Origin of the sequence: Scopulibacillus darangshiensis (assembly GCF_004341035.1) — a bacterium.
Taxonomy (GTDB): Bacteria; Bacillota; Bacilli; order Bacillales; family Sporolactobacillaceae; genus Scopulibacillus; species Scopulibacillus darangshiensis.
Genome location: NZ_SLXK01000038.1, coordinates 15,355 through 38,199, shown reverse-complemented (window position 1 = coordinate 38,199; position 22,845 = coordinate 15,355). Strand labels below are relative to the sequence as shown.

Annotated in this window: 26 protein-coding genes and 1 riboswitch; of the genes, 10 read left to right on the top strand and 16 right to left on the bottom strand. The window is 42.5% G+C overall.

What is annotated here, in order from left to right; genetic code table 11:
• Positions 1–124: 124 nt before the first annotated feature.
• Together EV207_RS18575 and EV207_RS18570 are read left to right on the top strand one after the other, a co-directional pair.
• Entirely contained in the window at positions 125–1,189 is a 1,065-nt protein-coding gene (locus EV207_RS18575; RefSeq protein WP_132747650.1) for a prenyltransferase/squalene oxidase repeat-containing protein, read from the top strand.
• A 119-nt stretch (positions 1,190–1,308) separates the two neighbouring features.
• Positions 1,309–1,596, top strand: a complete 288-nt coding sequence (locus EV207_RS18570; RefSeq protein WP_132747649.1) for a hypothetical protein — start codon at positions 1,309–1,311, stop codon at positions 1,594–1,596.
• Positions 1,597–1,685: 89 nt separating this feature from the next.
• Here EV207_RS18570 and EV207_RS18565 read toward each other — a convergent pair whose 3' ends face one another.
• Both EV207_RS18565 and EV207_RS18560 read right to left on the bottom strand, forming a co-directional pair.
• Entirely contained in the window at positions 1,686–2,882 is a 1,197-nt protein-coding gene (locus EV207_RS18565) for a hypothetical protein (protein ID WP_132747648.1), read from the bottom strand.
• Between the two features lie 78 nt (positions 2,883–2,960).
• Entirely contained in the window at positions 2,961–3,554 is a 594-nt protein-coding gene (locus EV207_RS18560) for a hypothetical protein (protein WP_132747647.1), read from the bottom strand.
• A 211-nt stretch (positions 3,555–3,765) separates the two neighbouring features.
• On the opposite strand from EV207_RS18560, the gene EV207_RS18555 reads away from it, so the two are divergent.
• Positions 3,766–4,026 (top strand): hypothetical protein, encoded by a 261-nt coding sequence (locus tag EV207_RS18555; protein ID WP_132747646.1) that lies wholly within the window; start codon positions 3,766–3,768, stop codon positions 4,024–4,026.
• A gap of 56 nt (positions 4,027–4,082) precedes the next feature.
• Here EV207_RS18555 and EV207_RS18550 read toward each other — a convergent pair whose 3' ends face one another.
• From EV207_RS18550 to ureA, 5 genes are all read right to left on the bottom strand, one after another.
• A complete protein-coding gene (locus tag EV207_RS18550; RefSeq protein ID WP_132747645.1) occupies positions 4,083–4,943 on the bottom strand; it encodes an urease accessory protein UreD in 861 nt (286 codons plus the stop codon).
• Complete coding sequence (gene ureG, locus EV207_RS18545; RefSeq protein WP_132747644.1) at positions 4,895–5,563, bottom strand: urease accessory protein UreG; 669 nt, start codon at positions 5,561–5,563, stop codon at positions 4,895–4,897. The genes EV207_RS18550 and ureG overlap by 49 nt, the downstream gene beginning before the upstream one ends.
• Positions 5,564–5,597: 34 nt before the next feature.
• Positions 5,598–6,314, bottom strand: coding sequence for an urease accessory protein UreF (locus tag EV207_RS18540; protein ID WP_165887008.1), 717 nt, complete (start codon positions 6,312–6,314; stop codon positions 5,598–5,600).
• A gap of 5 nt (positions 6,315–6,319) precedes the next feature.
• Complete coding sequence (gene ureC, locus EV207_RS18535; RefSeq protein ID WP_132747642.1) at positions 6,320–8,371, bottom strand: urease subunit alpha; 2,052 nt, start codon at positions 8,369–8,371, stop codon at positions 6,320–6,322.
• 67 nt (positions 8,372–8,438) lie between these two features.
• The gene (gene ureA, locus EV207_RS18530) at positions 8,439–8,813 is read right to left on the bottom strand and encodes an urease subunit gamma (RefSeq protein ID WP_132747641.1); all 375 of its coding nucleotides are present in this window, start codon (positions 8,811–8,813) and stop codon (positions 8,439–8,441) included.
• Positions 8,814–8,985: 172 nt separating this feature from the next.
• On the opposite strand from ureA, the gene EV207_RS18525 reads away from it, so the two are divergent.
• Positions 8,986–9,324, top strand: a complete 339-nt coding sequence (locus tag EV207_RS18525; protein ID WP_243647147.1) for a YmaF family protein — start codon at positions 8,986–8,988, stop codon at positions 9,322–9,324.
• 191 nt (positions 9,325–9,515) lie between these two features.
• Entirely contained in the window at positions 9,516–9,752 is a 237-nt protein-coding gene (locus EV207_RS18520) for a hypothetical protein (RefSeq protein ID WP_132747639.1), read from the top strand.
• Positions 9,753–10,053: 301 nt separating this feature from the next.
• On the opposite strand, the gene EV207_RS18515 is transcribed toward EV207_RS18520, so the two are convergent.
• The 5 genes from EV207_RS18515 to EV207_RS18495 form a co-directional block, all read right to left on the bottom strand.
• On the bottom strand, positions 10,054–10,431 hold the full coding sequence (locus EV207_RS18515) for a hypothetical protein (RefSeq protein ID WP_132747638.1): 378 nt from the start codon (positions 10,429–10,431) through the stop codon (positions 10,054–10,056).
• Positions 10,432–10,621: 190 nt separating this feature from the next.
• Positions 10,622–10,882: a hypothetical protein gene (locus EV207_RS18510; RefSeq protein WP_132747637.1), complete on the bottom strand. Its 261-nt coding sequence runs from the start codon at positions 10,880–10,882 to the stop codon at positions 10,622–10,624.
• Positions 10,883–10,912: 30 nt separating this feature from the next.
• Positions 10,913–11,158, bottom strand: coding sequence for a hypothetical protein (locus EV207_RS18505; RefSeq protein ID WP_132747636.1), 246 nt, complete (start codon positions 11,156–11,158; stop codon positions 10,913–10,915).
• A 27-nt stretch (positions 11,159–11,185) separates the two neighbouring features.
• Positions 11,186–11,431, bottom strand: coding sequence for a hypothetical protein (locus EV207_RS18500; RefSeq protein ID WP_132747635.1), 246 nt, complete (start codon positions 11,429–11,431; stop codon positions 11,186–11,188).
• A gap of 124 nt (positions 11,432–11,555) precedes the next feature.
• Positions 11,556–12,176, bottom strand: coding sequence for an Hsp20/alpha crystallin family protein (locus EV207_RS18495; protein WP_132747634.1), 621 nt, complete (start codon positions 12,174–12,176; stop codon positions 11,556–11,558).
• Positions 12,177–12,415: 239 nt separating this feature from the next.
• Between EV207_RS18495 and EV207_RS18490 the strand changes: the two genes are divergently transcribed.
• Positions 12,416–12,613 carry a hypothetical protein gene (locus EV207_RS18490; RefSeq protein WP_132747633.1) on the top strand — a complete coding sequence of 66 codons (198 nt, stop codon included), beginning with the start codon at positions 12,416–12,418 and terminating at the stop codon, positions 12,611–12,613.
• Between the two features lie 53 nt (positions 12,614–12,666).
• Positions 12,667–13,119 carry a hypothetical protein gene (locus tag EV207_RS23285; protein ID WP_207902971.1) on the top strand — a complete coding sequence of 151 codons (453 nt, stop codon included), beginning with the start codon at positions 12,667–12,669 and terminating at the stop codon, positions 13,117–13,119.
• Between the two features lie 66 nt (positions 13,120–13,185).
• Here EV207_RS23285 and EV207_RS18480 read toward each other — a convergent pair whose 3' ends face one another.
• The 4 genes from EV207_RS18480 to EV207_RS18465 all read right to left on the bottom strand — a co-directional run bounded on the left by EV207_RS18480 (position 13,186) and on the right by EV207_RS18465 (position 18,503).
• On the bottom strand, positions 13,186–13,848 hold the full coding sequence (locus EV207_RS18480) for a YpjP family protein (RefSeq protein WP_132747632.1): 663 nt from the start codon (positions 13,846–13,848) through the stop codon (positions 13,186–13,188).
• Between the two features lie 148 nt (positions 13,849–13,996).
• Positions 13,997–15,043, bottom strand: a complete 1,047-nt coding sequence (locus EV207_RS18475) for a ribonucleotide-diphosphate reductase subunit beta (RefSeq protein WP_132747631.1) — start codon at positions 15,041–15,043, stop codon at positions 13,997–13,999.
• 174 nt (positions 15,044–15,217) lie between these two features.
• Positions 15,218–17,452: a ribonucleoside-diphosphate reductase subunit alpha gene (locus tag EV207_RS18470; protein ID WP_132747630.1), complete on the bottom strand. Its 2,235-nt coding sequence runs from the start codon at positions 17,450–17,452 to the stop codon at positions 15,218–15,220.
• 123 nt (positions 17,453–17,575) lie between these two features.
• Positions 17,576–17,771: riboswitch (cobalamin riboswitch) on the bottom strand.
• Between the two features lie 78 nt (positions 17,772–17,849).
• Positions 17,850–18,503 carry a DUF975 family protein gene (locus EV207_RS18465; RefSeq protein ID WP_132747629.1) on the bottom strand — a complete coding sequence of 218 codons (654 nt, stop codon included), beginning with the start codon at positions 18,501–18,503 and terminating at the stop codon, positions 17,850–17,852.
• Between the two features lie 215 nt (positions 18,504–18,718).
• On the opposite strand from EV207_RS18465, the gene EV207_RS18460 reads away from it, so the two are divergent.
• Genes EV207_RS18460 through efeB form a run of 3 tightly spaced genes read left to right on the top strand, consistent with a single transcriptional unit; the run spans position 18,719 to position 22,702 of the window.
• On the top strand, positions 18,719–20,221 hold the full coding sequence (locus EV207_RS18460) for an FTR1 family iron permease (protein WP_243647146.1): 1,503 nt from the start codon (positions 18,719–18,721) through the stop codon (positions 20,219–20,221).
• Positions 20,218–21,396: an iron uptake system protein EfeO gene (efeO, locus tag EV207_RS18455; RefSeq protein WP_132747628.1), complete on the top strand. Its 1,179-nt coding sequence runs from the start codon at positions 20,218–20,220 to the stop codon at positions 21,394–21,396. Before EV207_RS18460 ends, efeO begins: the two co-directional genes overlap by 4 nt.
• A gap of 13 nt (positions 21,397–21,409) precedes the next feature.
• Entirely contained in the window at positions 21,410–22,702 is a 1,293-nt protein-coding gene (gene efeB / locus EV207_RS18450) for an iron uptake transporter deferrochelatase/peroxidase subunit (RefSeq protein WP_243647145.1), read from the top strand.
• Positions 22,703–22,845: the final 143 nt, after the last annotated feature.

Genomic DNA, 22,845 nt, shown 5'->3' with positions numbered 1-22,845 from the left:
AAAAAACTTATACAAAGTCAACTTCAACAATGGGTAGCAGCCTTGCCCAATTATATCAAGGCTTATTTGCCGATTTCAGTCTGCGAAGTTTGAGTTATTTAGTTATACAAGTGCTACATTTTATTTGATCTATGCCTTGCTTGCCTTAGGCTATAATCCTAACTCACACTGGATAGAAAACGCTGTCAAGGGTATGACGTCTTTTTTATCTAAAGTTGATGATAACGTCCATTTACAAAATTCGCTATCAACGATCTGGGATACGGCATTAATCAGCTATGCCATGCAAGAGGCGGGCTGTCAAAAAAACGACCATGCCGTATTGTCCTCAGCAGAATACTTATTATCCGTAAAGGAAAAGCAAAGGCACAGTAAGGGCGGATGGGCTTTTTCCGAGAGCAGCACCAGCCCGCTAGACATTGATGACACACAGGCAGCTTTGCGCGCTATTCACCCTTACGCTGTTAATGAGAAATGGTATCGAAAGGCATGGAATGAGGGTGTGAATTGGCTCATTGATATCCAAAATAATGATGGCGGGTGGGGAGCATTTGAAAAAAACAGGCATCAATCCCTCTTCACCTTATTGCCCATTCGTAATTTAAAGGACACAGTGATTGACCCGTCAACTGCTGATTTAACTGGACGTACATTAGAATTTCTGGGAAGTAAAGCGCAAATGACACTTACACATCAGTCTATTCGTGACGGTGTCAGCTGGATACTGAAAAACCAAGAAACAGATGGTTCATGGTATGGCAGGTGGGGAGTTTCCTATATTTATGGCACATGGGCAGCGCTAACGGGACTGACTGCTGTTGGTGTGTCTCCGAATCACTCTGCTATACAACGGGCCCTTTCATGGCTAAAACACATTCAACAAACTGAAGGCGGATGGGGAGAATCGTGTAAAAGCGATCAAGAACGAACATATACCCCTCTTCTATATCCAACAGTTGTCCAAACCTCTTGGGCGCTTGACGCTTTGATAGCCTGCCATCACCATCCGACGGAGGAGATCGACAGAGGTATTGACTATCTCTTAAGCAGGGGCACCAACCATTCAAGCAAGGCCGTAACCTACCCGATGGGGGCGGGTTTGCCCGGCCATTTTTATATCCACTATCATAGCTATCAACACATTTGGCCATTGCTAGCACTAAGCCATTATATGAAAAAGTATCAATGACTAGGTTCTTAGCTTAATTCATTACAAAGGGTTGGATATGCCGTTTCTTCGTTTTCCCTTTTTCATAAAATAAAGTGACATTCTCATTTTAAAATTAACGTAAAGATAGGAGGGAAAACATGGCTTATTTAGATCCAGAATTAATGGGGGTCTTTCGTTCTAAAATGGCTAATCCCTGGAACTACCATCGTGTCTATGGTATGCTCCGTTCCTACAGAATGGCAGATTTAAGACACCCGGGTGGCGCCTATGGTTTAGTAGACGGTCTCTCTAGATGTTTGGGCGTCCCAGTCTCACCGGAACAGAGGGAGAATGCCGCCAACTGGCTTATGTGCTGCGGGGTTGATCCACAAAACCCAGGTCACCAACGAAGAATGTGGGGGCTGATTCAGGGCGGTCTATTTTAAAGAAAACTTGCCGATTGGCGAGCCTTTGGCGAAGCGATAATGGCTTTGATAATTTAAAGGAGCCCTTACAAAATGGAGGCTCCTTACTTTCATTCCTTATGATCCATTTTAAAAGAAAAGCCCTTTTTAGTTTGCGATAGCCTTTTTGGAGGAGATGTTTTTTGTCCTTCCTCCTTTATACTATTCTTAGGATCTGCTGGGAGCTTATCGTTTTCGATTAGTTGCGGGTTATTTTCTTCATCCTTTCGGGTAATCGTCTTCTCCTCTTTCTCAGTTGTATGGTATGAATCAGTTTCGTCGTTTTTGGAATATGTATCGGATTCAGACGCATTTTTTGATAACTTTAATCTTTGCGCGAATTTTTCAAACCCCTTTTTAATTGCCCCCTCTTTCGAATGATGATCTGCTGGTGGCGGCTCCTGTTCATTTTCCCTTGCCATATTCGGCACTTCCTTGGTTCTTAAAGAAGACTTTTCAGTTCTTACAGGCCGTTTCTCCGTATCCTTCTCTTCAGCTTGATTGGGAAATCGCCTTTGAAAAGATACCTTTGGCGGGGCAGAATGACGATTCGGATCACTATGCGCCGGTAAAGACATCTTTTTTTCTTTTTTAGTTTCAGACTTCTCCGAAGTTAGGTTGGGGGTATTAACTTTCTTGTTATCCCCAATGGCCCGTTCTTTTCTTTTGTTTGCCACTGATTTGGGATTGGCTTTTGTTTGAACCTGAGAATGAACCTCTTTCTTTTTCTCATTCTCTTTATCTCTCATTTCTCCCGATGGCTTTGTTAATCCATCCTTATGGGAAGTTTGTCCCGGTTGTGCCGGATTCTTCGATACAGGTGGTCTAGCCTGTAACGTGGTGTGCTTGGCGGCCTCCTGACCGGAAGAAGGCGATTTGCCACGATTCTGCGTTTGTTGAGATTGAGGGTGTCCAGAAGGTGAATGCTGTTTTTTTTGCGGCGATGATTTTTCCTCCCGATCAGTGGAACTATGTGATGGTTCTCCTTGTGATGAAGCGTCCTGTGGTTTATTATGACCGCCAGCCTTTTTCTTCTTGACCCCGCTTACACGTACACCAAAATTATTTCCTAAATTTAATGCCCCGCTAACCTCCTTTACATCAACGTTATCAAAATTATAATCCAATTGATCCACCACAGGCCCATGAATATCCGCGTGTTCAATATTGACATAATAAGACATTCCTTGGCCTTTCATAGCCTTCATCATCTTATCCAAATGATCTAATTTATCTTTTAGTTCCTTCAATTGTTGTTGATCTTCCACCAGTTGTCCCCCCTTTCCGTCCTCCGTTAAAAACCGCTGCTCTTACACTATATGAACAAAAAAACACAATTATTAATGCTAAGATGTTGGAATTGGACTCCACATCACATCGCGGTCATCGATCGGCGTATCGATTTGGTCGTTATCGAAAACGATATTATAGTTATCGTGGAAATTATTATGATTTCCGCTCAGTGTTCCAAACCCATTGTTCGTTTTACTATGGGCACTCCAGCCAAATTGAATATTCTTCCCATTAAATATCCCGGAAGAAGCTGCTAATGATCCCGCACTAAGCTTATCAAAGCTTATCATGGCTTTAGGTTTAGATTTTTTTTTCTTCTTTTTATTTTTTTGTTTCTGAGATTGCTCGTTTTTCGCTTCATTATCTTTTACTTTATCCCCGTTAAAGGGATAACTTTGGAATTGCTGCGGCTGTTGATCCGCCATTTTTTTATATTCCTCTTGAAAAGGATATGGATGTGGATTCTGGGCTTGGCTCCTTGAGATGTTCACCCCGGGCTTAAATGGCAAGGTATTTAAGACATTGTAAGGAATGTGTTGTGGCATATTTTCCGTCAAAAAAGGACCGGGATCTTTTTGAAACGGATGATTCGGATGATTAAACATAGGCGGCATGCCATTCATGAAATTTCTAGGGTCATTGTACATGTCTTCAACACCCTTTCTCAAACTATTTCAGTGATATCATATGTATTATGCCCCTTTTTGTGAAGCTTTTTATGAGGAAAATGCCTACAAGCAATTTCACCCTGAGGTCAGTGTTCACCATAACATTTTGACACTTATATTAGGCGAATAACATAGACTATTTTCAAAAGCATGCCTTTAAAATTTGTGAAAAACAGAAAGGTGTTTCTCAATGACTAACTACCCTGAGAGCTCAGATATCAGCATTGTTTACCATACAATTCAGGTGACTAATGCCGCGAGTAACGCCGGTGTTTTCAATGGGATCAATACGCAATTTGGCTGGAGCACACACAGCAAAGCAAATACGGCATTAGGAACCATAGGGGGCCATGATAATAAAGCACCCCAAAATGCAAATATTCTTTTAGATGGAGACGTTGTGGATACGGTCATTAACGATCAGGATGTCATGTGGGGAATAAAGCGATAAGCAAAATGCCAGCCAACCCCTTAATAGTAAAAAGGGTTGGCTTTAAGGGTGGCCTTTTAAATTCGAATGTCAAAGGGCCTTATTTGAAATAATTCCCCGCGGCAATGATCCCAGCATTTTTTTATGACATTTTGCAAATCTTGAGCGGAATTCCCTAACAAACGAATGACAAGCCCGTTTGTTTGTAATAGGCTTGCACTGCCGTAGCAATTTATACCTTCGTCCGCGAGGATTGTGTTTTGTATATAGTTAAGGTGTTCATCTGTGACTTGTTCCGAGAGTATCCATAATGTCCCGACGTGTGTATATTCCCCGAAATTTCCCGCACCACGCAAATTAGAAGCAGGATCAAGATTCATGCAATCCCAAACTTGAAGTTTATTTTCCCAATAAACTTCAAAGGTAGATGAGAATTTTTTATATTGAAAGATTTCATCGCGCCCAATTCTGCCAGCTGTCACAATTTCACTGATAATTGCTTGCGATCCTTTACTCATATAAACGGAATTCGTTCCGCGAAAATTCGAGTCTTTAAAAGGAATGACTAACTCAGGTAAATACTCTAATATGCTGCCCGGCTCAAGAAAAAAAGTTTGCGTTTGCCTGCTTTCCTCGTCGTATGGAGACGGACGCAGCTCACTGGGACTAGGGGTCGTTAAAAACAATTGGGCCCCTTCGGTTAACCGGCATGAAATAAATTCTTCGTCTCCATTAAACAATCCGGGAGAGGAAGACATCAAATAAATCATGAGCGGGCCCTTTTCGTCCGGAAATTCATGACCCTCAAGCGGATTACGATGGTAGGAATCCGTTAAAATGTTCCTTTGCCCTATTCGGCTGATTGTTCCCTTCCATTCACTTACAGTTCTCATGTAGTCTTTGTCTGTTTCCGTCCGCGATATTCTTTTTCTAGCCAATCGGCGATTTCCGGAACACCGATACCTTTTGTCACATTAGAGAAGATGCTTGGTTTGTCATGTCGTTGTACCGTCGCATCTTTCTTCATTGTATCAAGGTTAACACCGACATAAGGTGCAAGGTCAATTTTATTAATAATTAAAAGATCGGATTGTGTAATGCCGGGGCCTCCCTTTCTTGGAATGTCCTCACCCTGGGCTACATCGATGATATAAAGAAAAACATCCGCAAGTTCCGGACTGAAAGCAGCCGCCAAATTGTCCCCTCCACTCTCAATAAAAATGAAATCCAGAGGATCAATCGCTCTCGTGAGTTCTTCTACTGCTTCGAAATTCATAGATACATCTTCACGAATCGCTGTGTGAGGGCAACCCCCTGTGGCAACGCCAATAATTTGAGAGTTCGGGAGAATACCTGCCTTTTTTAGAAAGTCCCCATCTTCTTGAGTATAAATATCATTTGTAATAACCCCGATTTGATACTTTTCTTTTAAACACTCGGTTAGTGCCTTTACGAGATGAGTTTTTCCCGAACCAACCGGTCCACCCACCCCGATCCGCATTGGGCGGTCCTCATTAAATTCTTTATAATGCCAATTAAAGTTATGTTGATGACCCATATTTCATCCTCCTCTTCCATGTATCAATAAGCTGTTAAGACATAAATAATCGCGAATACAATGTTTCATGGCGCATAGCTTCTGTTTCTTGAACGATGGCGTAATTACATAAATCCTTTTCCCCAGGTGACGAATGAACAATTTGTTCAGCCTCTTCATCCATAAGCGGATAAAGTCTTTGTAAGATAAGCTGGGCATCGGTTTGACCGATAACAGCCATTCTTAATGCCGATTGCAAAAGATTGTTAACGTTCGTATAAAGATGTGTGAAAATTGCTTGGTCGCATGGAATATCCAAATAAGCGGAAATCCATCCGTGCACAATCGCTGGATTCCCGTAACATAACCGTTCATTGATCCACCCGGCATATTGATCAAGACCGGCTTCCGGATAAAGGGTATGGACGATCTTTAAATACCTCTTACCGATTTTAACTGTACCATCACGAGATTCTGAGGCTTTTTTGCTGAACGTTAATTTTTGATCTAAACGTTGCAAATCCTCTTGAACAGTTTCGGGTAACGCATTTATTTCAATTTCCTTTTGAATGGTTTGATAACTGACAAAAACAGCAATGCCTTCCGTAGGAATAAGGCTGCCCCGGATATAGTCCTGCAACCATTCGTAAAGCTCTTTCGGTCCGCTTAACTTATTTTCCTTGAAGGCGGTTTCTAACCCAAATGAATGTGCAAATGCACCCGTTGGGAAGGCCGAATCAACAAGCTGCAAAAGCGATAAGTTATTTTTCATTGACCTCACCATATGAAATAGAGTTGGCTCAACGGCACTTTTGTCGCTGGCGGATTTTCAAGCCGTTTTCCGTCGACATAAACCTGGAAGGTATCGGGGTCAATGGTGATGTCCGGTGTTGCATTATTGTGGATCATATCCTTCTTCCCGATATTCCTGGTGTTGCGGACCGCATAAATTTTCTTTTGGAGCCCTAATTTTTTTGGAACGCCGTTTTCAACAGCCGCTTTCGACAAGAATGTATAGGAAGTGCTATGCGGAGCTTTCCCGAAAGAACCCCACATTGGCCGGTACATGACGGGTTCGCTCGTTGCCGTGGAACCGTTTGGATCCCCAATCGGTGCGGAAGCAATAAATCCGCCTTTTATGATTCTCCACGGCTTCACTCCGAAAAATCCAGGTTCCCACAGCACAAGATCGGCCATCTTTCCCTCTTCAACGGACCCGACGACTTCGGAAATCCCTTGTGTGATCGCCGGATTAATCGTGTATTTGGCAATATATCGTTTGACCCGAAAATTATCGTTATCTCCCTTTTCTTCTTTTAACCTGCCGCGCAGTTCTTTCATAAGATGAGCCGTTTGCCAAGTTCGAATGATCACCTCACCGGCGTGACCCATCGCCTGTGAATCGGAACTCATCATACTTAATACACCCATATCATGCAAGATTCCTTCAGCGGCCATGGTTTCCGGACGAATTCTTGCTTGTGCCATTTTTACATCCATTTGAACGGTGCGGATTAAGCCGTGGACCTGAAAAATCATCGGCAAGTTAGAGTCCGCCGTATTGATCGTGAACGGCCGGGTCGGGTTGGTTGAAGACGGCAACACGGATGATTCCTTGGCTACGCTCATAATATCAGGGATGTGACCGCCGCCCGCCCCTTCGGTATGGTAACTATGAATGGCTCTGTTATTGATGGCTGCAACCGTTGTTGTTTCCACCGTACCCGATTCATTGCTTGTATCAGTATGAATACAGACCTGAACATCATGCTGATCAGCTACATTCAGGCAATTATCGATGACTGCAGGCGTCGTCGCCCAGTCTTCATGAAGTTTAAAACCTGCAGCACCTCCCTTTAACTGTTCGATCAAAGGTTCCGGGGCCACGGCATTCCCTCTTGCCCAAAACCCAAGATTCATCGGAAACTGTTCTGCCGCTTCCAGCATTCTTTGCATGTTCCAAGATCCCGGTGAAATATTGGTCCCAATAGTCCCCGTTGACGGTCCAGTCCCGCCGCCGAGCATCGTTGTGATCCCTGATTGTATGGCCGTTTCGACAAGCTGTGGACAAACTTCGTGAAGGTGAGGATCAATGCCGCCTGCCGTCAAAATCTTGTTTCTTCCGTCTATGACATCTGTCGTTGCTCCGACGATCATGTTCGGGCTGACCCCGTCCATATAATCCGGGTTTCCTGCCTTGCCAATCCCGTGGATTTTTCCGTCTTTTACCCCAACATCCGTTTTCACAATGCCCCAATAATCGATTAACACCACGCTGGTGATGACAAGATCAAGCGCTTCTTTCTCGCTTGCACGGCTTGACATTCCCATCCCGTTTCGAATAGTTTTTAACCAGCCATACTCTAGTTCATCTCCATAGGAAACCGAAGTAAAATCCTTTTCAACTTCAACAATCAAGTTTGTATCGGCCAATCGGACTTTATCACCTGTTGTCGGACCGAATCTTTTTGTAAATTCTTTATGGGAGACATTTTTATCACTGACTTGCCCGGTATCGATCTTACCCACCGGTCCGTTAGTATACCCCCGGAACCCCCAAGCTTCTTTCCGCCCGCCGATTTCGACAAGTTCAACCTCTTTTTCCTCACCAGCGGGGAATGATTCCATTTCTCCCGGCATGATGTTGAGGTGCATCCCTTTTGCCAACTCACGATTAAAATCCAGCTCCGGGTTGACCTCATAGAAGTGGTAATGCGACCCAACCCACAGCTGCCGGTCCCCCCTGTTCACCACTTTGATCTTGCGGGTACTGCGTCCATGGTTAAGGGGAATCGGATAGTCTTGCAAAAAATATTCTCCGGGTTTCAAATGTTACACACCCTTTCTATTTTCACATGAATTTTTACCTTATTTTTAAAGGCGGCATCATTCCCTCCTAATGATTCCCATGCTGATCTTGACTCCCGTAACCCGGCGGAAGTTCACCCCATTCTGGATGTTCGGCGGGTTTAAACGGGTTATTAACCACGACCAGTTTGTTTCCGTCGGGCATAACCACTTGGATGTTAATTAATTTAACGAGATCTGGAACACTATCCATTACATCGTTTTCATCCAAAACCTGATGGCCCATTCTTTGAAGGTCGGAAACCGTGTACTTTCCGGTTCTTGCTTCTTCTGTGACATGGTAAGTGATGACAGCAATGGCTTCCTCAATGTTCAGTTTCATACCTCTTGCTTTTCTTTCCTCTGCCAATTTTGCAAGGACAAAAATCCACAGTTTTTCTTGTTCCCATTCATTTATATACATTTAGCCCCTCCTTCCATGTAAGTTATATAACCCATGGTGCTTTTCCAAGAACCTTGTTCAACAATAAAAGATATTCGACTTATCCAACTAGCAGAACCAAAAATTATATGTCATTTGCCCCATATTTGCATAGGATGTACTGTAAATGATCATTTAGAAAGGGATGAATAGCATGCAAAGGACCCCTTCAAATAAAATGTTCTTTGAGGGAAATACGAATGTGTGGCACCCTTCACAGACATCAATAAATGAAAAGACACATGTCCATGAATTTTACGGCACAACATCGGCAAACGATGGACATGAACACAAGTTTGTCGGGACGACATATCCGGCAGCAAATGTCATGCCCCATACCCACGAATATTTCACGGTAACCCATTTCGATGATGAACACCGCCATACAATTTCCGGCAGAACCGGTCCGGCGATTCCGCTTAAGGGCGGTGGTCATTATCACAAGTTAGGAGGTGAAACTAGCATAGATTTCAACCACCAACATGAGTATTAGGCGTTATAAATTCTGATAGTTAAAAAGGTAATCCCGAATAATGGCTACTTAAAAAAGTCCATTATTCGGGATTTCTTTGTGTTTGACGTCATAAAAAATAGAATATATCAGATGGATGCCCTTCCAACTTTGTCCAACCGATCATAGTATAATAGATAAGTAGACTAAGAGATCTAATGGGAGGGCAATCCATGCTTCTAATTAACGCGGGAAAGATCAAAATAGACACTATGAAATATAATACAGGGGCTTTTTTTGGGAGCACCTATGCGGTTAACTGGAATGGCCATTTTAAAAGTAATACTAACCACTCTGAAGTTGGTTATTTAAATGGAAGTTTTCGATCCATCAATATCGTAAATGATTCAGACGGCATAGATAATGCTATTTATAATAAAAATGAGGCTGTGACAGAAGTTTTTTACTAATAGAAAAATCCGAACTCATTCAGACATCTGAATAGTTCGGATTTTTATTATACATAAGAAAACAACAAAGCGCTCCGTCAAAATATTTCGCTTTCCACGGGCACGGCCTAAAGCCTCCTCAGAAAGCAAAAAACGCTTTCTTGCGGGGTCTTCGGACACGTGCTATTCCCGTAGGAGTCTTTCGTATTTTGACTACGCTTCGCATTTGCGATTATACCTTTCAAATTTTATTGTTCGGCATATGAATGAACTCTTTTAGTTTTGTCCCAGCCTCTTTTGTCTTTTACATAAGGTGTCCTTTTTATTCTAATAACTCTTTCTGCCCTATTGTTTGGTAACCGGAAGCGTCATTTTTACCGCTATTACTGCACTTGGCATTAGACTCGCCTTGGGAATTGGACGTGCTTCTCTTTTGGCTGCTTTGCTCTTTTTTATTCCCAGATTTATTTTTCGCCTTTGTTATTGATATTTCTTGAGCATTGTCATTATCGGAAACAATAAAATCAAAGCCGTCCTGGTCTATGATAATGTTAATGGAGTCATTATTATTATTACCGCTGATATTGGTATTACTTTTGGTAAATGCGTCCCAGTTCGGTTCAAAGTTTTTGCCGATAAAGACGCCAGAGTTATCCGACATGCTGCTAATGCTAATATCATGAAAATTAATTTTGATCATAGTTTTTATCCTCCCTCTTGTCCTTAGTCTATGAAGGAGATGATAGTATTGAAAGGGCTAAAGCTATTCTTTCACTTAATTTATGTATTTGTTCTATCGAATGCTGCGAAAGTTTTACAAATGTCCAAATAAAAAGGGGCCACCAGAGCTAATAAGTGGCAACCCATCCTTTTTGCCTTAAATCTTTTATCTAACCTATATTTCCAAATTCCCCCCGGGCAACATCCTGATCATTAATAAAAGCATCAATATAGTCATTATCCTTTATGATATTAATGTTCTCATAAAGTTCATTATTGGCGAATTGATCCATTGTGCCTGAAAGTCCGGCGTTGTTATTCGACTTAAAATGCGAACTCCACCCGTAGCCTTCATTTTCACCATTAAAAACCCCGGCATTATCAAGTGCGGTCATAAGTTCAACCCCATTATACACAATCCTTAAAGACATTTAGCACTCTCCTTCTCAGAGAAATAACGCCTAAACTGATTGATAACTTGCACCAAATGCAGCATCTTGATCGTTCATCGTCGCATCAATGGCATCTATATCTTCAACGTAGCTGAAATTACCGGAAGTCGGGATGCCTACGCCTTTGACATAGAAGTTTTGATTCATTTTAAAATGGGAATTCCATCCAAAAATTTGATTTTGACCGTTAAGAACACCTGCATTGTCGGCTGCGTATATTAAATGATTCAAATTATATGCAATTAGGATTGCCATCGTATCTCCTCCAATTCTATCGACGTGTTATAGAGACTGGCCAATAAATCCACTGCCAATATCCATATCATTGATGGTAGCATCTAAACCATCATTGTCTCTGACAATACTGACGTTTCCAAATGAGGGGTTAAAGAAACCTGTTAAGTTCATACCGTTGTTTTGTTTAAAATGGGAATTCCAAAGAAAACCTTGGTTTTCACCATTAAAGACTCCCGCATTATCTAGTGCTGTCTCAAGTACATTGGCATTATAATAAATGGCAAGGGTCATTGAGGTTACCTCTCCTTCGCTGTGTTATGTTAGTTTATTCATAAGATTCGCCCCTGTGAGTCTCTATGGATCTTAGTAAAAAAATATGCTTATTCCCCTCTTTGAATCACGACCTCCCCAACGCTTAGTTTGGTCTGAATAAATTAGATAAATTGATTTCACTCGTTGGTTCATGGGGCTTTTTAACCAATTTGATCTCTAGTACACCATGCTGGAAGCGATATTTCGTTTGTTCAGGTTCAACAGGTTTTGGTAATTGGGTTTGCAGTAAAGGGACCTTCGGGTCACGGCCAACGAGAGATACTTCGTGGCTATTCAGATACATGTTTTTGGGTTGATGCTTTACATCATCTGGAATCTGCACCCTGAAAATAAATTCATCATGCGTTTCAAAACCCTGATAATTTAATGATTGCTGCTGGTTATTTGTTGGATTCGGCGGATTTGGTGACTTTGCTATATTTGTTGACCGCCCGAATCCGGAAGTGGTTCCTTTACGCTTCGCAGGCGTTCCAGCGGTATTTTGTGATTGTAGCTGCCCCGACATACCGGTGTTACCCTGGCCCCCGTTCCGGTTTCCATAAGAAGGGGAATCTTTCCATGATTGACCCATAGCCTCTCCATTGTCCGGCATGGCATTTTTGATCTGCTCATGAATAAATTTGCCGAATCCTTCAGGATCAAACGGATTTGGAAAATTATTTTGTTGAAAAAATTTCTCGAACATGTCATCATCCTGGTGCATGAAAATCCCTCCTATTCACTTACATATCTTTATCAAGGGGTGAGCCTATATATCTCAAATCATAATATGCTTATGGGGGAAAAAAGTGCTTAAACTCGGAAACTGTCCTTTTTCACCTTTTTCATGGGAATAACATAGGCTAATATCCTAAAGCGGACTTTAGTTCAAAGAATATGTATAAACCAAATCGAATAAAAATACTTATATCAGGCCTTTTTAGTGGAAAAGGAGGACTTCCGATGAAAATGCATGTTAAAAACATAAAGGTGGCGGAAGTTAAGCAAAGCTCTGCTATTTTTTCCGGGGATAATACGCCAATGGGGTGGCGAAACGTGAAGAAAGTGAACGATGGATTTGGGTCATTAATTGGAAATAAAAATGAATTCATGAATGGTGAACAAGGCGTTGTCAAGCGCTTGGATCATAACAACTCATGACCATCCGAACAGCGCCAGCCGATCCTTCAAGCGACTCGGGAAAGGAGGCTTTTATGCGGCCAAATTTTGATCAAAACTTTGTGATCAATACGTTAAATATTCATACTGTCGAAGGGGCCTCTTGTGTGAATGTGGGGAATAACTTTCCTACGGGATTTCAAAACTTTAAAAAACATACACAAGGATTCGGTTCCATTAGCGGAGATAATAATCAGATAGATGGGATAAGATCGCTTGTAAATGACGGTTCCCACTTTGATACAAGCAGCGCGTCTGACTTAGATAATAACAAATGGATAAAAGAATTGATGGCGGACAAAATGCAAGAAGTATTAGATGCCGAAGATATTTTTAGCATCGATGATCTTGAATACGAAGAAGACGATGAAGATGATGATGAACAAGACGGCGACATATCTGAAAGCGATGAATCAGAGGTCTTCAACGATGTCGATGATATTGATCATATGTTGGATGATGTCTTCGATGATGAAGAGGAGAGTTGAGAATGATGACCACATTAAAGAAGACATCGGCCATAGATGTGGTCGATGTCTTTCCACTTTGCTTCTTTACGCCATCCAATGCGGCGGTGTGTTTTTATCCCAATAGATTTTGCCGAGTTCGTGGTGAGATTGAAAGCCGTCTTCATGAGTATGGTAATGAAAATTAAACCAATAGCCATCAAGAGGCGGGTGATCCCGTCTAACATGAAATTTGATCAGTTCCTTGCCGGTATTGCCGTCATAAAGGTGCAGAATCCGTTCACCCAAGCCTGAGGCGGGATCGCGGCTCACTTCTAAATTCCTAAGTACATCCACATTTGCCTTATTAGCGGCTGCGGTGACCGCTTCCCCAAATTTAGGAACTATATCGCTCTGATAGGCATCGCCGATTTGACTTGATATGACAGAGCCGAACTTTTGCATACCTTGCATCTCAGCCTCTTTCATGGCAAAGGATTGCAGCGCAGGCATAAGCTCGTCCTTCGCATAAAAAGAACCCGCGATATCACGCCAAGACAGATCATCATCATCAGCCTCTTCATTTCGGGACTCGGTCTCGGTATTGGACAATTCCTCAGTTACTTTAAGCGGTGGAATGTCGCTGCCAGGCTCTTGGATGCTTTCTCTTGAAGGTTTTGTTTCGGTATGGATATATGACGTCGGGACGATCATTCCGAAGGTTAGTACGGCAACTAAACCTACAAGTCCCTTTCTCAACCACATCGGCATAAATCCTCGAACTCCTTTTTAAATGGGCTGATTCTATTGTACAACGAATTAGGATAAGACATCATTAATTATGTGAAAGTTTTCATACAATTCTTTATAGAGGTTGTTCAAAAAGTCCGGGAAAAATAGCTGTTCCCTGTGTTATATTTTAAAGCTCGTCAAAGCCGTTATCATCTGTCACTTTGGTATATTGGCGGGATTTTTGTTCAAAGAAATCACTCTTTCCCATATTAACATCTTGATAGGCCTTGATCCAGCGCAAAGGATTCTTTGCCGGCGCTTCAGGGAATGGTTTTTCTTGGTAACCGAGCTTTTTCATTTGAATATTAGCCATGAATTTAATATAATCCGCGAGCTCAGCGCTCCCGATCCCCTGTATATCGTCCCCAATAATATAACGCCCCCAGTTGATTTCAAGCTCCGCAGCTTGCCGAAAGCTTTGAACGGCAAACCCTTTTAATTCCTCAGTATTAAGATGGGGATTCTCTTTTAGGGTTTCCTTAAAAATCTCTGTAAACAACCTGACATGCTGGTGCTCGTCACGATTAATATAATTAATCATTGTCGATGTGCCGACCATTTTTTGATTTCTTGCCAGATTGTAAAAGAAGGCAAATCCTGAATAGAAATTCAAGCCCTCAAGAATGACATCATAGACGATTGATTTGAGAAATGTCTCTGGATTTGGGTTGTCGACAAACTCCTGATAGCCCGCAACAATAAAATCATTTCTTTCCCTTAGAACGGGATCATGCTTCCAATATTCAAAGATCTCATCCTGTTTTTGCTTTGTTGTTACACTGGACAGCACATACGAATAACTCTGATTATGAACAACCTCTTGGAACGATAAGACTGTCATAAGTGCTGACAAGCTTGAATCTGTCAGATATTCCGCTATTCTATGAGAGTAATCGGTTTGGACAGAGTCAAGAAACGCAAGCAAGCCAATAACCTTATTAAACGTATCCCTCTCTTTATCTGAAAGACTGCTTTTATATTGTTTGATATCATTCGACATATTGATCTCGAATGGTGTCCAAAAGTTGGCAAGCATTGTTTTATAAAGGCTGTACGCCCATTTAAACCGGGTATCATCCCAATTCAATACATTCGAGCTTTGGCCATTGATGATTCCCGTTGATGCATTCGGGGCCTTGGGGTCATATAATTTTCGCTGTTCTAATTTTGTCATCAGTACTCTCACCTACTTATAATTTTATTCAAAAAGGAGGACAAAAAGAGCCGAGAATGTCCAGGCGGCGAAGTTTTGAGCCGCGGAACGTATATAAATGATACGTGAGCAGCGGAAAAACAAGCCAACAAAGAGATTCGACAGCTATTCTTCCCGGACTTTTTGATTCATCCTTTAACTTTCACAGCTCTCGCAATCTTCTATTTCTACAGAGGTTGACCTCGTGTAATAGGTTGTTTTTAGACCATTTTGCCATGCTGAAAGATGCATATCCAACAGCGCCTTGGCCTTAATATTATGTTGTACATAGAGGTTAAAAGAAATTGATTGGTCGACATGACGCTGACGTGCGGCATTTTGCCGGATGCTCCACGTTTGATCAATATGGAAGGCCGATTTATAATACCACGTCGTTTGCGGCGTTAAATCCGGTGCAGTAACCGGGATCTTATAATTCTTTTTTTCCTCGGAATATGACTTGCTGAAAATCGGGTCGATTGAGGCTGTTGATCCGGCAATGATCGCTGTCGATGAATTCGGTGCCACTGCCATGAGATAACCATTGCGCATGCCATAGCTTCTGACATCCTCTCTTAACGCCTTCCAATTGGCAGAATCATAGCCATGATTATCAAAATAAGCGCCGGTAGACCAGTCTGAACCCGAAAATAATGGGTAAGCCCCCTTTTCTTTTGCCAGTTCCATGCTTGCTTTTATAACCAAGTAATTGATGGATTCATAGAGTTCATCAGCATAGTTCACGGCTTCATCGCTTTCCCAGCTTATCTCTTTTAATGCCAGCAAATGGTGCCAGCCAAAGGTGCCAAGTCCGACGGCCCGGTATTTTTTATTAGTCATTGAAGCCTGCTTGACCTCAATGTCATTGATATCAATCACGTTATCCAGCATTCTCATTTGAATCGGAACTAAGCGCTCAAGCACACCAGCCCGCACCGCACGAGCCAAGGAAATAGATGATAGATTACAGACAACGAAATCACCCGGCTTTTTCGTAACATGAATCGTCCCGTCTTCAATTTCTTCCTCAATAACAGTTGTGGATGACATGTTTTGCATGATTTCCGTACAAAGGTTGCTTGCATAGATCATCCCTTGATGTTTGTTAGGATTCGAGCGGTTCGCCGTATCGCGGTAAAACATGTACGGTGTTCCTGTTTCAAGCTGCGACCGTAAGATCCGTTTGAAAATATCAATGGCAGGCACCTCTTCCTTTGACAGCAGCGGATTCGCCGCGCAAGCCATATATTTTTCTCTGAAACTTCCCGCACCTTGTGCCTCATCATAGAAGTCTTCAAGTGAAAAGCCCATGACCTGCCTTACCTCATGAGGATCAAAAAGGTACCATGCCTCTCTTGCTTTAACCTTTTCCATAAAAAGATCCGGGATTGAGACACCCGTAAATAAATCATGTGTGCGATAACGCTCATCACCGTTATTAAGCTTAGCATCCAGGAAATGAAAAATATCCTTATGCCAGCAATCAAGATAAACGGCTATAGCTCCCTGGCGCTGACCGAGTTGATCGACGGAAACAGCAGTATTATTCAATTGCTTCATCCAGGGCAGAATGCCTGAGGATACCCCTTTAAATCCTTTGATCATTGCCCCTCTTGAGCGGATCTTACCCAAATAGACGCCAATTCCCCCGCCGTTTTTCGACAATGTCGCAATATCAGTGTTGGAATCAAAAATCCCGCGCAAGCTGTCATCCACCGTATCAATAAAACAAGAGCTTAATTGGCCATAAGACTTTCCTGCATTGGCCAGGGTAGGTGTTGCTACGGTCATATACAAGTTGGACAGCGCCCAATACGCTTCTTTGACAAGGGAGAGCCTTTTGTCATATGGCTCATTTTTCATTAGGGTCATCGCGATGATCATGAACCTCTCTTGGGGCAGCTCATATAAATCGCCGCTATGTGATGTCGCCAAATACCTATCACTTAATGTCCGCAAGCCTATGTATGTAAATAATAAATCTCTCTCTGGAGTAATATTAGCCCCAAGATCGTCAATCTCCTCTTTTGTATAAGAAGCTAGAATTTCCTTGCTGTAGATGCCTATTTTCGAAAGTGCAACAATCAAATCATAAAATTTCCTGTAGCCTTTTTCTGGTGAAGTCCCGCGGTGATGTGCGGCTTCGGAATAAAGAGCTTTCAGCCAGACAAAGGCCGCCGAAAAAGTCCAGTCAGGTTCCTCAATAGATACCCTTTCCAGTATATTAAGCAGCAGCATGTGGACAAAATCCTTTTCCTCTGCGGATGAATGGTGCCGAAGCTGGTTTTCTGTTTTTTCAATAACTTCCTCCATGTCTTGTCCCGGATAAGCTGCTTTTAATTGGCTTAGAACATCTGATATAAAGTCTTGTGAAGGTGAAAGTGTTGTCACGCGAAATGCCTCCCTTAATTAGAAAAAGCTCATCCTTCGAGGATGAGCTAAAAACGACACGAGTGACTGAAGACAGCAAAAAGTTCTGCCGTGCCGTTTCCATCTCTCAACCCCCGAAGAATAGAAAACTGCGAAAAAAAGGCAGGTCTACTGACTTATGCTTCCATCTACTCTGAGCCTTCCCATACAGTCGCCTGACAGCGGAAATCTGTACAGTGGTCCTCTCATTTCGTCCACATTTACAGTTGCGGGGACAGTTCCGGCTTTCTACCGGATTCCCTATTAAGTCCAAAATGGACACCTTTATTCGCGATCAATATTATATTTGCAAAACACCATATATTGATAATACTTCTCTCAAGTTACCACAATATATTGTGGTTAGCAAGACTTAATCCTAAATCTCTTTTTCCGATTCTAGCTTAAGATTTTCATAGAAACTGGCGGTTGATGCCATAATATATGGTACCAGCCAAAATAGACCAATGCCAAGTGTTAATATGGATAATATCCACCAGCCGATAAAACTTAACTGCATGAGAAAATACTTGCCTTTATAGCCATCCATCATCCTTCTGCTCATGGTAACCGCATCATTGACTTGTATATCAGGGTGATCCTTCAAAATGAAATATACCTGAGAATAAGCAATGCCCTTAATAATACCGGGTATGATGAATAACAACATCCAAAGCATGATATATATGTTAACCAAAAAAGAAACACCGACTGACTTCCAGTATTGCAGCGATGTTGTAAATGGCTTAAATATACCTTTCACTTCAACATTTTCCCTCCGTACCATGCTCAGATACACCCAATAATGGCCCATTAAAATCGGAAACAGGAAAATCGGTAAAATGTAACCTAAGGCTGCCGATAAAGCCGTCTCATCATAAATAAAATCCCAAAACCCTCCGCTTATTATGCTTTCAATAACAATAGGCACCGCGGAGTAAATAAAAAGCGCCAAAAATGACACCAAAACGGCAAAGCCCCACTGGCCTTTTAATGCCGCTCTCGCATCCCTTTTTATATCCCTGACTCGCAATCGTTATTCCCCCTCCAAAAATCATACTTCTCTCTTTTTTAGCTTATGACTTTCTAAGTTTAATTGATGACATTGTCATTATCATTAGTCAAGATTAACCCGCACTTTTTATTGACGCTCCTTTTTTAAAGAAATATCCGAAAACTAATTGACAATAGCTCGTCCCTAACCGATAATGAAAATGATTCTCATTATCAAATGTTTGGAGGTCAACCATGATGATAAAAAAGATGTTCGCTCTTTCGCTAACTTTAGTAACCCTACTTTACATAGCGCTTGCCACCCCTGTTTCCACCTATGCAGCATCATCAACAGCCACCTCTGACGTGGCAAAAGCGGAGGCATTTATTGATCAAGCGATCAAGCTTGCCGGGGAAAATAAGCTTGATCAAGCCAAATCATCGTACCAGAAGTTCAATGATCGCTGGTATAAGATTGAGGATGGTGTAAGAGAGTCATCGAGCGAGGCCTATGCGGATATTGAAGAGAAAATGGGGCAGGTTTCCTTCTCCTTTATGCAAAACAAGGCTGGGTCAGCGGTTAACGCCCTTAAAAGCCTTAAAGCCGCGAATGAAAAATTCATCGACGGCCGATATGCTTCAGGCAACAATATTAAGAAAAACGTCAGCCTTACTGACTTTATCGCACTCCTAACCAATACAAAGTCACTGATTGAAAGTAATAACGTACAAGAAGCAAGTGAAAAAATGGCTGAAGTAAAATCAACTTGGCTCAGTGTTGAAGGCAATGTTGTCAGTAAATCCAAAAGCGTGTATGACAGCACTGAACGCGATATGGTGACTGTATCAGCCTTACTTAAAGCCAATCAGCCCAACACAGATAAAGCATTGAAACTGACAAACCAGATGATCAATGACTTGAAACCCTTGGCCGCGCAAAAGGGATACAGCATTTGGGATGCCGCATTGATCCCAATCAGGGAGGGATTAGAAGCATTGCTTGTTGTTGGCGCACTTCTCTCCTTCTCTAAGAAGTCAAATCGGCCAAAAGCCAGAAAGTGGATAATCGGCGGTGTCAGTACTGCAATACTCGCGAGCATCATATTAGCACTTATTGTTACCTTCGTTTTTTCATCCATTTCCTTCGGTGATAATAATTTTCTTATTGTGGGCTGGACGGGCGTCATCGCGGCTGCCATGCTGCTTTATGTCAGCTATTGGCTGCACCGCCAATCACATATTAGCAACTGGACACAATATATCCGAGATAAAAGCGAGGCTGCCCTTGGAACAGGAAAGATGTTTTCCTTTGCCCTGCTGGCTTTTCTAGCTGTCTTCCGGGAAGGAACCGAAACTGTTCTATTTCTTATTGGGCTTGTCCAGCACATGACACCGCTGAATCTATTATTAGGTATTGGACTAGGTCTTGGCACACTGGCTGTCATCGCATTGATCTATATTAAAATCGGTGTAAGAATTCCGATGAAACCGTTTTTCGTCCTTTCAAGTCTGATCGTCTTTTATCTGTGTGTTAAATTTACCGGGTCGGGCATTCATGGCCTTCAGTTGGCCGGCATTATTCCGTCAAAAGTGGATATGTCCCTGCCAAGCATCAGCCTCCTGAGCTTTTACCCATCATGGTACAGTGCTGTGCCGCAGTTGCTGCTCGTTGCTGGCGCATTGGCCCTTATAATCTATACTTTCATTAAAAATATAAAAAATAAAGCAGCCGAACAACGAGAGGAGATCGCAAATTGAAACGATCAGCCATACTTATAACATCATCAATCCTGTTTGCCTTTTCATTGCTTGCGGGGTGTCAAGCTGACAGCGCGCAAACAAAGGAAACAAAGGAAGCAAAGAAAACAAATGAAGCCCATGCTGAAAAGAAAGATGCTGTAAAGCAGGGCGCAGAAAAAATGTTATCACAGTCTCAGAACCTATCAAAAGCGATCAAGGATAAAGATGCCAGGCAAGCCAAAGAGGTTGGTGATGCGCTCAACCAAACATGGTTTTCCTTTGAAAATAAAGTCCGAAAAACAGCGCCAATGCTCTATAATGAGGTCGAAAAATATTTAACACCGCTCGTTGCCGGGACAAAGGTTGAACCGCTTGATGATAAAACTTTATCTGATCTCAAAGAAAATTTAGTTAAGCAGTTAAATAAATTAAAGACATACAAACCGGATAACAAGAATCAAAGCAGCACCGCTCTTAATAAAGTCGTCCGCGACTATCATGTGTATATTAAGGACCAAACCAAAAGTTTAGTATCGGCTACCAAAGCATTCACGGATGCAGTCACCCGTGGCAACATTGACAAAGCCAAAAAGGTCTATCCTGAAGCCCGAACATATTATGAAAGAATTGAACCGATTGCAGAAAGCCTGGGTGAGCTTGATCCAAAGATTGATGCCCGAGAAAACGATGTGGCCGATCCTTCAAAATGGACTGGTTTCCACGAGATCGAAAAAGCCATTTGGGTCAAGCATTCTGTCAGAGGACAAGAGAAATACGCGAAGCAGCTCATGAGCGATGTTAAGGCGTTAGATGAAAAGGTTAATACCATTAAACTTGAACCGGCACAGGTGATCGCGGGTGCTGTTGAACTGCTTAATGAAGCGTCCATTTCTAAAATCACCGGTGAAGAGGAGCGTTACTCACACATTGATTTGGTGGATCTGGCTGCAAATGCAGAAGGATCCAAAGTTATTTTCGACCTTGCAAAAGTTCCGCTCAAAGAGAAGGATGCCGATCTTGCCGCGGCGATTAGTGAACAATTTAAAGATTTGAATGAGACATTACAAAAGTATCAAAAAGACGGGAGCTACGTTCTATACAACCAATTAGATAAAAAAGACACACGTACGATCAGCCAGCAATTAAATGCCTTATCAGAATCGTTGTCAAAGGTTGCGAAACTATTAAGCTAGCGGGGGAAAAGTTATGTCAAAACATCATGAGAAACGCGGTCATCACGAAGATATGGAGGAATTAGAAAAGTCATCAGGTATTAGCCGCAGAGAAATGCTTAAAATGTCAGCCGCTGCCGGGACTGGTCTTGCGATCGGTATGAGCGGCATGGGGGCGCTTGTCTCACTCACGGATGTTTATGATCATTCCAAAGCTGCAGGAGATCACAAAGTGCCTGCCGACATCGTCCCCTTTTATGGACGGAACCAAGCCGGGATTGCCACAGCGCAACAGCAATATATATGTTTTGCAGCATTTGATGTTACAGCAAGCAAGCGAAGTGATCTGAAGGCATTGCTTAAAACATGGACTAAATATAGTGCAGATATGACTAAAGGGGAGACCGTGGGTGAGAAGCATCCAAATGTCTACATGCCTCCCGATGACACCGGGGAGGCCTTTGGTCTTTCCCCTTCGAACCTGACGATTACCTTTGGCTTTGGCCCGACACTGTTCAAAAAAGATGGTGTTGACCGTTTTGGCATTGCTGTCAAGCAACCGGATGAGCTTGTCCCTATTCCTCATATGCCTAGGGATGAGTTACAAAAGGAGATATCTGGCGGTGATATCTGCATCCAGGCGTGCTCTGATGATCCGATCGTTGCCATGCATGCTGTCCGCAACCTGATGAGAGTGGCTACCGGGTCAGTCATCATGCGCTATATGCAAGAGGGTTTCTTAAGCTCGCCTAATGGAGAGACACCGCGGAATCTTTTCGGCTTTAAGGATGGGACCGCGAATAAGGACACCCAAGCGGGAGTGGGCCTTAACAAGTATGTGTGGGCGTCAGATTCGGGTGGTCCGTCATGGATGAAGGGCGGCTCTTATATGGCCGTCCGTAAGATCCGCATGTTTACCGAAGTTTGGGACCGTACATCACTTAAAGAGCAAGAGGCAACGTTCGGCAGGGAAAAGAAAAGCGGTGCCCCCTTAGGGAAAGCACACGAATTTGACAGCATTTCATTGAATAAATTGCCGGCACATTCACATACAAGGCTCGCTCACAGCACTGGTATAAAAATACTGAGAAGGGCATATTCTTATTCCAGCGGCCTGGACCCGAGAACTGGCTATTTTGATACCGGGTTATTCTTCATCTCATTTCAACAAAGCATCAAAATGCAATTTATCCCGATGCTAAAAAAACTGCAGCAAAGCGATAAATTAAATGAATACACATCACATATCTCGAGCGCCGTGTTCGCCTGTCCGCCAGGAATCAAAAAAGGCGGTTACATCGGTCAGCAGCTTTTTCATTCACTTTAAACCATTCCCGCCACCTGTGCGTGGATGGTTTTGTTTTAAATTCATGTTTGGTTTTTATCACCGTGAAGTAGACACTAACCTATTTTGTCAGAATTTTTATCGGACTCTCATTCCGCTATTTGTGGCAATATGCTGTATTTTGT

Excerpts from the sequence above, each read along its gene's own strand:
- EV207_RS18555 (WP_132747646.1), top strand. The coding sequence starts at position 3,766 with ATGACTAACTACCCTGAGAGCTCAGATATCAGCATTGTTTACCATACA.
- efeB (WP_243647145.1), top strand. The coding sequence starts at position 21,410 with ATGTCAAAACATCATGAGAAACGCGGTCATCACGAAGATATGGAGGAA.
- ureG (WP_132747644.1), bottom strand. The coding sequence starts at position 5,563 with ATGGGTCATCAACATAACTTTAATTGGCATTATAAAGAATTTAATGAG.
- ureA (WP_132747641.1), bottom strand. The coding sequence starts at position 8,813 with ATGTATATAAATGAATGGGAACAAGAAAAACTGTGGATTTTTGTCCTT.
- EV207_RS18510 (WP_132747637.1), bottom strand. The coding sequence starts at position 10,882 with ATGTCTTTAAGGATTGTGTATAATGGGGTTGAACTTATGACCGCACTT.
- EV207_RS18500 (WP_132747635.1), bottom strand. The coding sequence starts at position 11,431 with ATGACCCTTGCCATTTATTATAATGCCAATGTACTTGAGACAGCACTA.
- EV207_RS18540 (WP_165887008.1), bottom strand. The coding sequence starts at position 6,314 with ATGAAAAATAACTTATCGCTTTTGCAGCTTGTTGATTCGGCCTTCCCA.
- EV207_RS23285 (WP_207902971.1), top strand. The coding sequence starts at position 12,667 with ATGCGGCCAAATTTTGATCAAAACTTTGTGATCAATACGTTAAATATT.
- EV207_RS18520 (WP_132747639.1), top strand. The coding sequence starts at position 9,516 with ATGCTTCTAATTAACGCGGGAAAGATCAAAATAGACACTATGAAATAT.
- EV207_RS18570 (WP_132747649.1), top strand. The coding sequence starts at position 1,309 with ATGGCTTATTTAGATCCAGAATTAATGGGGGTCTTTCGTTCTAAAATG.
- EV207_RS18475 (WP_132747631.1), bottom strand. The coding sequence starts at position 15,043 with ATGACAAAATTAGAACAGCGAAAATTATATGACCCCAAGGCCCCGAAT.
- EV207_RS18515 (WP_132747638.1), bottom strand. The coding sequence starts at position 10,431 with ATGATCAAAATTAATTTTCATGATATTAGCATTAGCAGCATGTCGGAT.
- EV207_RS18490 (WP_132747633.1), top strand. The coding sequence starts at position 12,416 with ATGAAAATGCATGTTAAAAACATAAAGGTGGCGGAAGTTAAGCAAAGC.
- EV207_RS18505 (WP_132747636.1), bottom strand. The coding sequence starts at position 11,158 with ATGGCAATCCTAATTGCATATAATTTGAATCATTTAATATACGCAGCC.
- EV207_RS18525 (WP_243647147.1), top strand. The coding sequence starts at position 8,986 with ATGCAAAGGACCCCTTCAAATAAAATGTTCTTTGAGGGAAATACGAAT.
- EV207_RS18560 (WP_132747647.1), bottom strand. The coding sequence starts at position 3,554 with ATGTACAATGACCCTAGAAATTTCATGAATGGCATGCCGCCTATGTTT.
- EV207_RS18480 (WP_132747632.1), bottom strand. The coding sequence starts at position 13,848 with ATGCCGATGTGGTTGAGAAAGGGACTTGTAGGTTTAGTTGCCGTACTA.
- EV207_RS18460 (WP_243647146.1), top strand. The coding sequence starts at position 18,719 with ATGATGATAAAAAAGATGTTCGCTCTTTCGCTAACTTTAGTAACCCTA.
- EV207_RS18495 (WP_132747634.1), bottom strand. The coding sequence starts at position 12,176 with ATGCACCAGGATGATGACATGTTCGAGAAATTTTTTCAACAAAATAAT.